Here is a 14201-nt window from a genome sequence, read left to right as displayed (position 1 = left end):
AGTTGTAACTACATAGTGTAACTTCTACGCCCCTCAGATTTAAGCCCTGCAAGTAAACGTTCTGCTTCTGTTTTAAAATAAACGCCTTTTTCGCCGCTTAATTGAATCCCAAAGCCTTGTGGTTTAATACCATTTTGCTTTTGCGAAATCCAAATTACTTTTCCTGTCAAAGGAATTTTTATACTTTGTTCAGGCAAAGTCGCCAATAAGAAAACCTCATCACCCATTTTCACAGCTTGCTTTGATGGTACAAATAAACCGCCACCAACGACATAAGGCATGTAGCTCGCAAAAAGTGTTTCCACATCTGGAATATTAGCGTGAACGATCCCGCCCATACGTGGTTGCATGATGTTTCCCCTTAATTAAACATTCATCAGTTTGATGCAAAGCTCATCTACGACCAGATTCCCCTGTACGTTCTGCTCGATGAACCGCTTAGACTGCTGTAATTCTGTATAAATCCCAAAGAGTGTTTCGAGCGAATATTGCTCTGCCAACACCCCAAAATCCAAATCTATATTTTTTATGGATTGATTTAGCTTGACACAAATTATATCGGACAACAAGTATTCAAACATTTGACTAAAATCACTAAAACTCAGAGCTTTATTCCACTTGGTCGCAATTGCCATCGGCATATTTTTTTGTGTCACAAGTTTTTGCCAATCTTGTAGAAACTCTTGGCGCATATTTAGCCATTCACTACTTGCCAATGAAATCGCTTGTAATGGCATTTGACTAGCTAAGTTCATGAGAACTTTGCGCTGGGTTTCACCACTATCGGGCAAATGCTGCTGTAAATATTGCTGTGATTGTTCCGGTTCAATACGATCCAATGCATAGTGCTGCATTCGACTGCGAATGGTTGCCGGCAATTTCAAATAATGCTCTGCCAATAACATAATCACAATCCGCTCGCCCGGCTCTTCCAATGTTTTCAGCAATGCATTTGATGATGCAATGTTTAATGCTTCAGCAGGCTCAATCAACACAACTCGCCAACCGTCTACGGTTTGCTGTACAAAAGGCAATAAATCACGAATTTTCTCGATTTTAATTTTGGCGTTTTGCTTTTTATTGTCTTCATCTGTACTGATATGGACAAAATTTGGATGTGTATCTGACTTTAACCACTGGCAACTCCCGCACTCACCACACGGCTCAGTTCGCTCATCACGTTTTTGACACAGCACCCATGCAAGAAATTGTTTTGCAAATGCCTCTTTACCACAGCCTTTTTTGCCATACAAAAGCACGCCATGTCCCAATTGTGGAAAACGGCTGGTTAATGTATTCCATGTATTTTTCTGCCAAGGGTACACTTGCGCCACAATTTCATTTTGCATAAATCGTTTAACCTTATTCGAAGTTCGAAACATCCATTTGGTTCAAACGATCAAGGTCAGCTTGAGTATCTACGCCCGGTGGAAGGTTCGCTTCTGCCACAGCAATGGCAATACGGTGACCATTTTCCAAAACGCGTAATTGTTCAAGGCTTTCTAATTTTTCCAGCACACCCATATCCCAAGTGACATATTCTTGTAGGAGTTTTACGCGGTATGCATATAGGCCTAAATGACGATAAGCCTGATCATGCAAGGTTTGTTCAGCTTGCTTTGCACCATCACGGTCATAAGGAATAGTCGCACGGCTAAAATACAGCGCTTGATTGTGCTTTGACATCACCACTTTGACGATACTGTCACGTTGAAACTCATCTAGACTATGAATCGGCTCACAGAGCGTCGACATCGAACATGTCGGTTGATCAACAAGTAATTGTGCAACTTGTTTTACCAATTGAGCGGGAAGCAAAGGTTCATCACCTTGCACATTGACAATAATGTCATCACTCGCCCAACCTTTGATGCATGCAACTTCACTTAAACGATCTGTCCCTGATGGATGCTCTGCAGAGGTCAGTACCACATCAACCCCTTCTGCACGACACACTGCTGCAATACGCTCATCATCTGTAGCGACACAAAGATCATCGAATCCTGCAACTTTTTTGGCTTGATCGACCACACGTAAAATCATCGGACGACCATGAATTTCAAGTAAAGGCTTACCCGGTAAACGTGAACTTAAAAAACGTGCAGGAATAACAATATGTTTCATAAATTAAATGCCTTCGGGAAGTTTCAGACCCAGTTTTTTCAACTGCGCATGCAAAGTTTCATAACACGCAGGTGACAACACTGCATCTACAGGAACAACCCATATTTCTCTTTTAAAATCTGGATTATTTTTGAGGATCGCTAAAATTTTAACTGCATCTTTTTCAGTGGTAATGATGGGATTGGCATCTTCAAACTGCAAATCACTCAGTTCATATTCATAATGATCTGGGAATTCATGACATTGAAATTGATGAATCCCCATGTTTTCTAGGGTTTTATAAAATCGTTGCGGAAAACCGATACCCACTACGGCATAAAAATCTTTATTTGCATCAAATGTCGTCACAAGATCTTTATTGAGCAAATAAGGCTGCGCCGCTTCTAGGTGCATATTCAGTGGAGAACTTGGATCTGCTGAATGCTCAATGACCGTTCCACTGGCAAGGCGCTTTTTCGGTTCACGCAAATAACCTTCAGGTAATAATTTTTCATTGCCTAAACCACGGTTATTATCCAGTACGATCCACTCCAACTGGCGTTGAAGCGCCCAATGCTGCAAACCATCATCACAGATAATCAAATCCAATTCATGCTTAGATAGCAGCAACTCAATACTTTGTTGGCGATTTGGACCGACCGCCATCGGCACACCTGTAGACTGAACGATTAAGCTCGGTTCATCACCCACGATTTCAGCCGTCGAATCTAAATCCACATAGGCCGGAAATGGTCCTTGACCACCATAGCCACGACTAATCACACCAACACGCAGCTTTAAGCTATTTAAATAACTAACCAAGTGAATGAGCAAAGGGGTTTTACCACTTCCACCGACTGTGATGTTACCAATGACCATGACTGGAATGGGCGCTTTATAGCTTTGCTTTATACCTGATTGATAGAGTTTTTTATTGAGTAAAAAGCCGCCACGATAAAGCCATGACAAAGGTCTAAACACAACGAGCCACTTTGCCTGTTCATTCCAAGCATCCTGAATCAATTGTGTAAAAGACATGACTTAATTTTCCTCAAAATTACGCTGATGAAGTTGGTAATATGCACCACGTTGTGCCATCAATTCCGTATGCGAACCTTGTTCAATAATACGCCCTTTATCCATCACCACAATACAGTCTGCATTTTCAATGGTCGATAAACGATGCGCAATCACGATCGTAGTACGATCTTGCATCGCAGCGTCAAATGCTTGCTGAATGAAAAATTCAGATTCGTTATCGAGCGCACTGGTCGCTTCATCTAAAATTAAGATCGGTGCATTTTTCAAAATCGCACGAGCAATTGCAATCCGTTGACGTTGTCCACCAGATAGATTTAAACCTTGGGCACCCAATGGTGTGTCATAACCTTGCGGTAAGTCCATAATAAAATCATGTGCAAATGCAGCTTTGGCAGCAGCAATGACTTGTTCATCTGTTGCATGCTCGAGCTGACCATAAGCAATATTTTCACGCACTGTACGGTTAAACAAAACCACTTGCTGATTGACCATCGAAATCTGAGTACGCAAGCTATTGAGCTCTATGTCGTGAATATCATGCTGATCAAGCAACAATTGGCCTGAGGATACCTCTTGGTAACGCACCAACAGATTGACCAGTGAGGTTTTACCTGCACCTGAGCGCCCAACCAATGCAACAGTTTGCCCTGCATTCACTTTTAAATTGAAGTCATGAATCGCATGGTGACCATCGGCATAGATCAAATTAACATTTTTAAATTCGACATCACCTTTCAAAGCAGGCTTCAGCGTGCCGTTATTTACTTCTTCAGGCATATCAAGCAATTCAAAAACTGAATAAGCTGCTGCCATGCCTCGTTGTAGTTTTTCATTGACATCCGTTAAGGTTTTAATCGGCTTACTCAGCATACCTGCGGCAGTGATATACGCTACAAACTCACCTGCTGTTGTATCTTGTAGAATCTCTGGGCGTAGCGCGATATACATCACGATACTGAGCGCGATCGACATAATCAGCTGAACAATTGGGCTATTGAGTTGCTGCACCACAACCATTTTTAAGCCGCGGCGTAAGTTCTCCATTGAGCTTTCATAAAAACGTTTTTGTTCATAATCTTGCCCTGCAAAGCCCTTCACTACCAAGTTGCCTTGTACTGTCTCTTGCACCACATGGTTAACGTCACCCATGGTACTTTGTACTTGCATGGATAATTTACGCATGCGTTTCGACGCTTTACGAATGATCAGCCCAATAATTGGGCCAAAAATTAAAATACATAGAGTTAAACGCCAGTTGGTATACAGCAAATAACCCAATAATGCGATGGTAATCAGACCCTGTTGTACAATCGTTTTCAGTGACTCAGATGATGCTGCCGTCAACTGTTCAACGTTATAGATAATTTTTGCAGTGATATGACCGCTCGAATTATCTAAATAATATTGCGAAGGCAAACGCATGAGTTTTGCGAACACTTGCTGACGAATATTAAAGATTAAGTTTCGAGAAATCACTGCGGTAAAGTATCCCCCCATGAACAAACCGAGTCCACGGAAGAACATCAATAAAACCACCAAGAGTGGAAATAAGGTTGTAAAGCTTTGATCTTTGTTTTGAATGGCTTCAATAATGCGTTCCAATAATTTTGCGACAGAAACTTCTGTCGCAGCATTAATACCGAAACCAAGCAAAACCAGCAGGCCGATTCCCCAAAAAGGTTTTAAATAACTTAATAGGCGTAAATAGACCTTAAAATCGTGCTTCACTAATAACCTCGAGTTGGAACTTTAGTACTGATGTTGACATTCACAAATCCAAGTTGACCTGCAACATCCATCACCCGAATCACATCTTGATGTGTTGCTTTTGCATCTGCGGCAATCACAAACATTAAATCACGACGATCATTGGCTGTCTGTTTAATTGCAGTATTCAAATCAGAAACTTCTTTACTGGCCAATGACTGACCATTGACAGAATAATGGCCTGATGAATCCACCACAACTTCAATTTTTTGATCATAGTTTTTAGGTGGAACACCTTGTGCATCTGGCAAAGTGAGGTTCATTCGACTCATCTGATTAAAGGTAGTCGAGAGCAACAAGAACACCAAAATAAACATCAAACAGTCAATCATCGGTGTGAGGTTGATATGAATATCTTCAACCTGACGACGTTTAAATTTCATGCGCAGTCTCCACTCAGCTGGCTTTCTGAATGTCCTGACTTTCTACTTCAGGTGTTTTTTTATAAAACAAAGCGGCATGAAATAATGTCGACTGCTGTTCTAACTCAGCCACATATTCCTGAACCAAACGTTGGAAATAACGATGCGCAAATAATGCAGGCACAGCAATTAACATACCGGCAGCAGTGGTAATCAAGGCTTTAGAAATACCCGGCATCATCAACACTGGATCACTATTGGTACCAATATCAATCATTAAGAATGCTTCAATGATACCGATCACCGTACCCAACAAACCTAGTAACGGTGCAACAGCGCTTAAGGTGCCCAAAAAGTTGATATTTTTTTCTAAATAACCAATTTCTTGTGACGCTGTGACTTCCATTTGCGCACGTGCATATTGCTCGTTTTGATCTTTACTGGCAAAACCTGCATCCAAGACACGACCCAATGTACTTTGCTGTAAAGTTGGACTTTGCTTTAGCTGCTGCACCACATCTTTCACTGATGTGTTCACATTCATCATCAAGTCTTTTGGCAACACCATTGATTTTTTTAAACGAATAAAACGCTCAATGGTAATGGCTACCGTAAAGATCGAACAAATGACGAGCGGGATCATTAACCACCCGCCCGCTTTGACTAATTCCCACATTTGATTTTCCCCAATAAATCGAATTTAAAAATTATTCAGCTAGACAAATATTTAAAATGCCATCTAGCTCTTCAAGAGTATGGTAGCTAATCACCAGCTTGCCTTTCCCTTGTTTATTATGATCAATTTTCACGTCTGCACTGAAACGATCAGAGAGACGTTGTGTCAGTTGTTGAATGTCTGATGAAACAATTGGTTTAGCTTTTTGTTGTTTTGGTGCATTCAAATCACGAACAAATTGTTCGGTTTGACGTACAGACATACTTTTTTCAATCACCATTTCAGCAACTTTAAGCTGATCTTTGGCTTTTAACGTCAAGATCGCACGTGCATGCCCCATATCGAGCAAACCTTGCTGCATAAAGTCTTTGACTTGATCCGCTAAAGACAAGAGGCGTAGTAAGTTACTAATCGTGGTACGTGCTTTACCTACCGTATCGGCAATCTCTTGATGACTTAAACCAAACTCGTCATGGAAGCGTTGTAAAGCCATGGCTTGATCGATTGGGTTCAAATCTTGACGTTGAATGTTTTCAATCAATGCCAAGGCAATTGCCACTTGGTCACTCAAGTCACGAACAATGGCTGGAACTTCAGTTAAACCTGCAAGCTGAGCCGCACGCCAACGACGCTCACCAGCAATAATTTCGTAGGGATGCTTTTCATCTTCTACAGGACGAATGACGATTGGTTGCATGACGCCATGCTTTTCAATCGATGCAGCAAGTTCTTGTAAATCTTGTTCTTTAATGAAACGACGCGGTTGATACTCGCCGCGTTTCAATAAATGCACATCAATTTGTTTTAACTGTCCATGATCTAAAGCTTTTGCTTCGAGCTGTAGTTTTTCTTTTTGAATTGAGCCGAGTAAGGCATCCAGACCACGACCTTTAGCCAGTCCGCGTTTTTTTACGGTCATGCTTTAGTTCCTTTTTTTACTTTGGTTTTTTTTAACATCTCAGCTGCCAAGTTCAAATAAGCAACTGCACCCTTCGAGCTTTTTTCAAAATAAATCACTGGCAAACCGTGCGCAGGCGCTTCAGCCAAACGAATATTACGCGGAATAACCGTGTCATAAAGTTTCTGACCGAAGTATTGTTCAAGCTCAGCAGACACATCACGTGTTAAGGCATTACGCGCATCGTACATGGTACGAAGTACACCCACGATCTCTAGATCCGGGTTTAAAGCTTGCTGAATACGGTCAATAGTTTGGGTTAAGTCAGCCAAACCTTCCAAGGCATAATATTCACACTGCATTGGAATCAGCACCGCACGTACCGCTGCAAGGGCATTGACAGTGATCAAACTTAAACTTGGCGCACAATCGACAATAATATAGTCGAAGTCTTTTTCAACACTTGCCAACGCTTCACACAAAATAAACTCACGACCGTCTTGATCCGCAATCGCCAGTTCAACACCGGCCAAGTCACGGTTTGCACCTAAAACTTTATAGCCCACTTCCGCTTTATATATGGCGGTTTCAATCGGCACTTCGCCGAGTAAGACATCTGTGACTGAATACAGCAAATCATTTTTTTGAATGCCCGAACCCATCGTGGCATTGCCTTGTGAATCCATGTCCACAAGTAAAACTCGTTTTTTTAATATGGCTAAAGATGCAGCCAAGTTCACAGCCGTTGTGGTTTTACCTACGCCACCCTTTTGGTTTGCAATCGCAATAATTTGAGCCATGGTAACCCCAGTCCTTTGAAAATTTTAAATACGTTTAAGAAAAATTAAATGACGTTGCTCATCAAGTCGTGGAACTTTTAATGCAACGATATCAATCTTGAAATCACTTTTCAGTGTTTCAACTTCTTCTTCAGGAATTAAGCCTTTCATCGACGCGATAATACTTTGCGCATGCATATACGGTTTAGACGCATCCACAAAATCCGTTAACGATGCAAAAGCACGACTGGTAATCACATCAAACTGCCCCAGTTCATTAATGCTGTCTTCATTTTCGACACGTGTTTGTACCGCAATGACATTTTTTAGTTTTAAGTCAGCAATAAATTGTTTTAAGAATCGAATTTTTTTACCGTTGGCATCTAAAAGCACACATTCACGTTCAGGCTGACACAGTGCAATGATCATGCCCGGCATGCCACCACCCGTACCGATATCCAATAAACGACCTACAGGCAAATCATTTAGGATACTTAAGCTATCCAATAAATGCTTAACTAACATTTCTTTAGGATCACGAATAGCGGTCAAGTTATACGCTTTGTTCCACAGCACTAGGGCATCTTGGTATTTCAGCAATAGATTTAATGCTTCTTCACTCAAATCTAAGCCAAGCTTTTGACTACCTTGCTTTAAGTCTTGAAAAAAAGGATGCATAAAGAAGACATCTCAATAAAAATTAACTGAAGTATACCGATTTCTAAGCCGTGGAACAGCAGCTAACGCTTAGCGAATATGCACTTAATCGTACATGCCTTGGCGAATCTGTAGATCTAGATCACTTAAACGCTCAGGTGTGCCAACATCAACCCATGCAGTTTGCATTTTCTCTGCAGAAATTTTTCCATCCAACATAGCTTCTTTCAATAAAGGTGCGAGCGGACGCTTGCCCGCTTCCAATCCATCAAACATATTTGGATGAATGACCGCGATCCCACTATAGGTGAGTGCCTCGCCTGCATGTTCTTGCTCAAAGGTATAACTACGCCCTGCATCCAAGATAAAATCACCCTTTGGATGTTGCGTTGGATTAGTCACATAAACCAAGTGTGCCAAATCATCTTTTAGCTCAACATTGAGCAAGGCTGAAAAATCGTAAGTCGTCCAAACGTCACCATTGACTAAAATAAACGGTTCTGTCCCAAGCAAAGGTAAAGCATTAATAATGCCACCAGCTGTTTCCAAACCTTCCGCTTCACGTGTCCAACGAATATCTACACCAAACTGCGAACCATCACCCAAAGTACCAATCAGGATATCTGCAAGCCATGCAGAATTGATGATGATTTCAGTTACGCCAATTTTTTTTAGCTTTTCTATATGCCAAACAATCAGTGGTTTTCCACCCACTTCAAGCAACGGCTTTGGCTTATACAATGTTAAAGGGCGCATCCGATTTCCGAGACCCGCCGCTAAAATCATGGCTTTCATTATGCAACAACCTCATAAGTGCCGTATTTGGCTTCAAATTTCGGCAATACTTTAGCCTGAATAAATTGCATAAAAGGTTGTAATTCTGCATACGGTTTACTTTCTTCGAGTAAATACCACATCACGCGCGGCAAATCTTTGAGATAACCCGACTTACCATCACGCTCAAATAAGCGCACAAAAATACCTAAAATTTTGATATGCCGTTGAATCGCCATGAGGTCTGCGTCTTGTTTGAATTGCTCAAAGCTACGACCTTCTTTTGCCGATGCAGGTAGCAAATCATAGAACGTCTTAAACCATGCATAAACGCGATCTGCATTCCACTGCACATAGGCATCACGTGTAATAGAAATCAAATCATAAGTATCTGCACCAATCACAGCATCTTGGAAGTCAATCACACCCTGATCTTGCTCACCATCAAGTACCATCAAATTACGGCTATGAAAATCACGATGCACAATCACTTGAGGCTGAGCCAATGCAGCATTGGCTAAGATAGCAAAGGTACGTTTAATCAGTGCCGATTCTTCTTCAGTAGGCTGCACTTGTAGAGATGGCAATAACCAATCGGTTAACAGCTCCATTTCAGAAATCAGCTTTTCATAGGTATATGCAGGAAAATGAGCAGTACCATCAATTGACTGTAATTGAATCAACTGTTTAAAACTTTGAGCATAATGTGCGTCTACTGTTTGATCATTCAACAACGTGGACAATAAAACATCACCAAAATCCTCTAACAATAAGAAGCCTTGATCAAGGTCTTTGGCCACGATATGTGGTACACGCACGCCATGTGCATCAAAAAATTCATCAATCGACACAAAAGGACCACAATCTTCTTTTTCTGGTGGTGCATCCATGAGCATAAATGTTTTATTATTCAATTTGATTCGTGCATAACGACGGAAGCTTGCATCGCCTGCTAAGAAGTTAATTTCAAATTGATCTGAATCGAGTACAGATGAAATCCATGTTTGTATCAATTGTTCACGTTGTGTATTCATTTGCGATAAATTCTAATACAGGCTGAGTTTTTAAAGTGCTAAGTGTAGCTACTTATCAACTTTTTCTCTATGATGCGACAATAATTAATTGCGATTAAGCATACCTGGTTAATGAGACAAATGAAGCATCAGTTTAAATTTAATCCTTTAGCGACTGCGATCTTAACCCTTCTATGTGGTAGCTCGTTACCAAGCTATGCAGCACCTGTTTCAAACCCGTCCACGGATGACGATACAGAACAACTCAAACAAAGCATTTCAGAAGCTTATCCGGGGCAGCAGTTCTTCGAACAATATTATGTCGATAAGTCTGCACCTGAAGCACAGATTCGCAACACCAATCAATTAAGTTCTGCATTTTGTACTGGCACGTGGATTACCCCTGTTGCGCCAACGACAAAAGCGGTCGCACCTGAAGATGCAACCTCTACCATTACCGCTGACTATGGTCATTTTGACCCGAATGGCGACTCCATTCTTGAAGGTAATGTTCTGATTGACCAAGAAGGTCGTCAAATTCGTGCCGATCAAATCAAAATTGATAAAACCCAAACCTACGCCAATGCTTCTGGCCGCGTGCAAATGGCGCAGTCTGGGCTAATTTCTCAAAGCGATTCAATTGATTACAATTTAAAAACCCAACAAGGTGATTTAAATAACAGTTTCTTTATTGCTGAACAGCAGCATGCGCATGGTCGTGCTGAAAAAATTTCGCGCACTTCAACAGAAACCCTAGAATTAGAAAATGCGGTTTATACCACTTGTCCACCCGATGAAAAACCAACGTGGAAAATTCAAGCAGACAAAATTAAGCTGAATCAAGAAACTGGCCGCGGTGAAACCAAAGGTACAACATTATATGTAAAAAACGTACCTGTGATGGCTGTGCCCTATTTCAACTTCCCGATTGATGACCGTCGTACCACTGGTATTTTGACCCCGAGCTTTGGTTTTACCAATGACGGTGGTATTGAGCTTGCAGTACCTGTATATTTAAACCTTGCGCCAAACTATGATGCTACGGTAACACCACGTTATATTGCAGACCGTGGCGCAATGATGGAAGGTGAATTCCGTTATTTGACCAAAAACTTTGGTTCAGGGATGGTGTGGGGTGGTTATTTACCATCCGACCAAAAGTATGACGATCAAGATCGTAAAGACTTACATTTCCTCCATAACTGGAAAATTAACGATCAATTCACGACAAATTTAGAATATAACTATGCATCTGATAAAGACTATTTCTCAGATCTCAATAATAATCCAAACTCAAAAACTGACCTGAACTTACGCCGTGCATGGGAACTCAATTATAAAAATGGTATCCCCGGCCTAAAAGCACAGCTTAAAGTTGAAGACTTCCAAACACTGGATAAAACTGTCAGTGATGAAGACCGTCCGTATGCGCGCTTGCCGCAATTCCTACTGAACTACAAGACTGGTAATCCGCTCGGCTTACAGTACGAATTTAACAACGATACAGCATATTTTAAAAAGAATCTGCGTGGCGATAATATTCCGCAAAACAATAGTGATGCGACAATGTATGAGCCAAGTGGTGCACGTATTTATAACGACTTTAGTGTGCGTTATAACTATCGTACTCCTTGGTCATTTGTGATTCCTGAAGCAACGATTCGTAATGTCAACACGATTTACGATCAAGACACCGTTAATGCACAAAACATTAGTTCATCAAATGAAAGTAAGTCGGTCGTTGTACCGCAATTTACTTTAGATGCGGGTCTTGTGATGGAGCGCGAAGGTCGTTATCTACAAACTTTAACGCCACGTTTCTTCTACGCGTATTCTCCATACAAAAACCAAGACACTAACCCAAACTTTGACTCAACCACAGCATCAATTAACTATGACCAGTTGTTTAGCCCGCGTCGTTTCTACGGTAATGACCGTTTAGAAGACAACAACTTCGCATCTCTAGGTTTAAGCTATAGTTTATTTGATGATGTAGGTCTTGAGCGTTTAAAAGCTAGCGTTGGTCAAAGTTTCTATTTTGAAGACCGCCGCGTCACGCTAAACAACGTCTCTGATAAATTTGATACCGAACGCCATACTGGCCCTGTCGTGAGCATTTCTAGCCAGCTATCTGACAGCATCAGTGTCAATGCCAATTCTGCATGGATGGCGAATGGTGATAATGCTCAGCGCGATATTCAAATGTATTACACAGGAAATAAAGGCAATTTATACAATGTCGGTTATTTCTATCGTAAAGACATTCCGAACCGCCAAGACAGCTATGACCAAGCAGTAGCATCGTTTATTCAACCTATTCACAATAACTGGCGTATTATCGGTCATGCACAATATGACCTCGACAACAGTATTGCGCGTGAATATTTACTTGGTGTGAACTACGAGTCATGCTGCTGGGGTGTTTCAGTTTATGGTCGTTCGTACTATAACGATTTAGATGATGTAACATCTTCAGATGTTAAACCAAAACGTGCCATTATGGCGGAGTTCACCCTAAAAGGTTTAGGTGGCTTCAACAATAAATTAACCTCTTTGCTTGAAAACCGAGTGTTGGGTTTTAACAATATTAATCAATCTTGGACAGAACGTTAATGAAGACAAAACAGTTAAAACAAATTTTTAAAGCGTCAGCTTTGGCACTTTGCCTATCGACTTCTGTATCTGTATTTGCTGCTGCGCAACCTAAAGATGAAATTGTAGCTGTCGTTGACAATAGCGTGATTCTTCGTAGTGATCTTGATCAAAGCATTGCCGAGATCACTCACCAACTTCAAGCAAAAAAACAAACCGTCCCACCGACCGAATACTTGCAGCAACAAGCTTTAGAACAGCTAATTACGCGCCAAGCACAGCTTGAACAAGTGAAACGCTATAACGTCAAAGCGGATGAAAAATCGCTCAATGAAGCCGTACTTAAAGTTGCAAAAGACGCAGGTTCTCCAAGCTTAGAAGCATTTCAGCAAAAATTAGATGCTGTTGCGCCAAATACCTATGCTGGTTTACGTGCACGTATCGCTGAAGACATCGCGTTACAACGCCTACGCCAACAGTTAGTCACTTCTCGCATTCAAATCAGTGACCAAGATGTGAAAAACTTCTTAAGCTCACCACAAGGTCAAGCTGCGCTAGGTAATCAAGTCCACGTCTTACATGTACGCGTTGCTAGCAGTGATAATGCCGTTAAAATCGCTGAAGACATTCGCAAAGAACTGGCAGCAAGTAACGATGTTAAAGCGATTACCAACAAATACAGCACCAAAGACATTAAAGTTGACGGTGCAGATATGGGCTTCCGCAACTTATCTGATATTCCAGATGAACTTGCTGCACGTGTAGCACCTTTGCAAGTCGGTCAAACCACTGAACTGATTTCAGTACGTGATGGCGTTCATGTTTTAAAATTGGTTGACCGTAAAGGTGGCGAACAAAAAGCCATTGTTCCACAATACCAAACTCGCCATATCTTGATTCAACCTTCTGAAGTGGTGAGTCCTGAAAACGCAAAACAAATGATAGACAGCTTGTATAACCGCCTGCAAAAAGGTGAAGATTTTGCTGTCTTGGCTTCAACATTCTCGAATGACACCGGTTCTGCTGCCAATGGTGGTAGTTTAGGTTGGGTTAGCCCAGGTGTTATGGTTCCAGAATTTGAAGCGATGATGAAATCAACAGCGAAAGGTGAAATCAGCAAACCTTTCCAATCTCAGTTTGGTTGGCACATCCTGCAAGTAACAGATACACGTCAACAAGACATGACACATGAAGTACAAGAACGTATGGCACGTCAGATTTTAGGTGAGCGTCAATTTGACACTGAACTGGACAGCTGGTTACGTGAAATACGCAACAATGCCTATGTTGAAATTAAAGACCCTGCTCTAGATCGTAAAAAGAAATAAGTGAATAAACAAAAAACCAGCTTCGGCTGGTTTTTTATGTCGATTCTTATCATTATTCAGCGTTGTAGTAATTATTAGTTGTAGTAGATCTCTTTCATAAATCAAAAAACGATCTTCTTTTTGGTTAATATTTGCACTCCGGATTTCTTAGCATTCGTGCATAATCTGCGGATGAAATACATCGATTCAAACAAGCTTTCTGATCCTCAGT

General features: G+C 41.2%; 14 protein-coding genes. 2 read left to right on the top strand and 12 right to left on the bottom strand.

Annotated elements, in window-relative coordinates; translation table 11 throughout:
- Positions 1 to 8 precede the first annotated feature (8 nt).
- From FTT94_RS10805 to FTT94_RS10750, 12 genes are all read right to left on the bottom strand, one after another.
- Positions 9 to 350 (bottom strand): PilZ domain-containing protein, encoded by a 342-nt coding sequence (locus tag FTT94_RS10805; RefSeq protein ID WP_111885061.1) that lies wholly within the window; start codon positions 348 to 350, stop codon positions 9 to 11.
- A 15-nt stretch (positions 351 to 365) separates the two neighbouring features.
- The gene (locus FTT94_RS10800) at positions 366 to 1349 is read right to left on the bottom strand and encodes a DNA polymerase III subunit delta' (RefSeq protein ID WP_180170781.1); all 984 of its coding nucleotides are present in this window, start codon (positions 1347 to 1349) and stop codon (positions 366 to 368) included.
- A 13-nt stretch (positions 1350 to 1362) separates the two neighbouring features.
- Positions 1363 to 2124 carry a 3-deoxy-manno-octulosonate cytidylyltransferase gene (kdsB, locus tag FTT94_RS10795; protein WP_180116606.1) on the bottom strand — a complete coding sequence of 254 codons (762 nt, stop codon included), beginning with the start codon at positions 2122 to 2124 and terminating at the stop codon, positions 1363 to 1365.
- Between the two features lie 3 nt (positions 2125 to 2127).
- The gene (lpxK, locus tag FTT94_RS10790; RefSeq protein WP_168378892.1) at positions 2128 to 3141 is read right to left on the bottom strand and encodes a tetraacyldisaccharide 4'-kinase; all 1014 of its coding nucleotides are present in this window, start codon (positions 3139 to 3141) and stop codon (positions 2128 to 2130) included.
- Positions 3142 to 3144: 3 nt separating this feature from the next.
- Positions 3145 to 4872, bottom strand: coding sequence for a lipid A export permease/ATP-binding protein MsbA (gene msbA / locus FTT94_RS10785; RefSeq protein ID WP_180170780.1), 1728 nt, complete (start codon positions 4870 to 4872; stop codon positions 3145 to 3147).
- Positions 4872 to 5294, bottom strand: coding sequence for a biopolymer transporter ExbD (locus FTT94_RS10780; protein ID WP_180010301.1), 423 nt, complete (start codon positions 5292 to 5294; stop codon positions 4872 to 4874). Before FTT94_RS10780 ends, msbA begins: the two co-directional genes overlap by 1 nt.
- A gap of 13 nt (positions 5295 to 5307) precedes the next feature.
- Positions 5308 to 5949 carry a MotA/TolQ/ExbB proton channel family protein gene (locus FTT94_RS10775; RefSeq protein WP_168378889.1) on the bottom strand — a complete coding sequence of 214 codons (642 nt, stop codon included), beginning with the start codon at positions 5947 to 5949 and terminating at the stop codon, positions 5308 to 5310.
- A 31-nt stretch (positions 5950 to 5980) separates the two neighbouring features.
- A complete protein-coding gene (locus tag FTT94_RS10770) occupies positions 5981 to 6868 on the bottom strand; it encodes a ParB/RepB/Spo0J family partition protein (protein ID WP_111885065.1) in 888 nt (295 codons plus the stop codon).
- Positions 6865 to 7647 carry a ParA family protein gene (locus FTT94_RS10765; protein WP_180170779.1) on the bottom strand — a complete coding sequence of 261 codons (783 nt, stop codon included), beginning with the start codon at positions 7645 to 7647 and terminating at the stop codon, positions 6865 to 6867. The genes FTT94_RS10770 and FTT94_RS10765 overlap by 4 nt, the downstream gene beginning before the upstream one ends.
- Before the next feature lie 24 nt (positions 7648 to 7671).
- Positions 7672 to 8304 carry a 16S rRNA (guanine(527)-N(7))-methyltransferase RsmG gene (gene rsmG, locus FTT94_RS10760; protein ID WP_180110651.1) on the bottom strand — a complete coding sequence of 211 codons (633 nt, stop codon included), beginning with the start codon at positions 8302 to 8304 and terminating at the stop codon, positions 7672 to 7674.
- An 84-nt stretch (positions 8305 to 8388) separates the two neighbouring features.
- Positions 8389 to 9078 carry an N-acetylmuramate alpha-1-phosphate uridylyltransferase MurU gene (murU, locus tag FTT94_RS10755; RefSeq protein ID WP_180007341.1) on the bottom strand — a complete coding sequence of 230 codons (690 nt, stop codon included), beginning with the start codon at positions 9076 to 9078 and terminating at the stop codon, positions 8389 to 8391.
- On the bottom strand, positions 9078 to 10091 hold the full coding sequence (locus FTT94_RS10750; RefSeq protein WP_180106236.1) for an aminoglycoside phosphotransferase family protein: 1014 nt from the start codon (positions 10089 to 10091) through the stop codon (positions 9078 to 9080). Before FTT94_RS10750 ends, murU begins: the two co-directional genes overlap by 1 nt.
- Before the next feature lie 120 nt (positions 10092 to 10211).
- Between FTT94_RS10750 and FTT94_RS10745 the strand changes: the two genes are divergently transcribed.
- On the top strand, positions 10212 to 12683 hold the full coding sequence (locus FTT94_RS10745; protein ID WP_180170778.1) for an LPS-assembly protein LptD: 2472 nt from the start codon (positions 10212 to 10214) through the stop codon (positions 12681 to 12683).
- Positions 12683 to 13990 carry a peptidylprolyl isomerase gene (locus FTT94_RS10740; RefSeq protein WP_180170777.1) on the top strand — a complete coding sequence of 436 codons (1308 nt, stop codon included), beginning with the start codon at positions 12683 to 12685 and terminating at the stop codon, positions 13988 to 13990. The genes FTT94_RS10745 and FTT94_RS10740 overlap by 1 nt, the downstream gene beginning before the upstream one ends.
- The last annotated feature ends 211 nt before the right edge of the window (positions 13991 to 14201 follow it).

This window comes from Acinetobacter sp. YH12027 (genome assembly GCF_013420085.1).
Lineage (GTDB): Bacteria > Pseudomonadota > Gammaproteobacteria > Pseudomonadales > Moraxellaceae > Acinetobacter > Acinetobacter amyesii.
The sequence above is the reverse complement of the archived record's forward strand: the minus strand, read 5'-3'. Positions and strand labels throughout refer to the sequence as shown.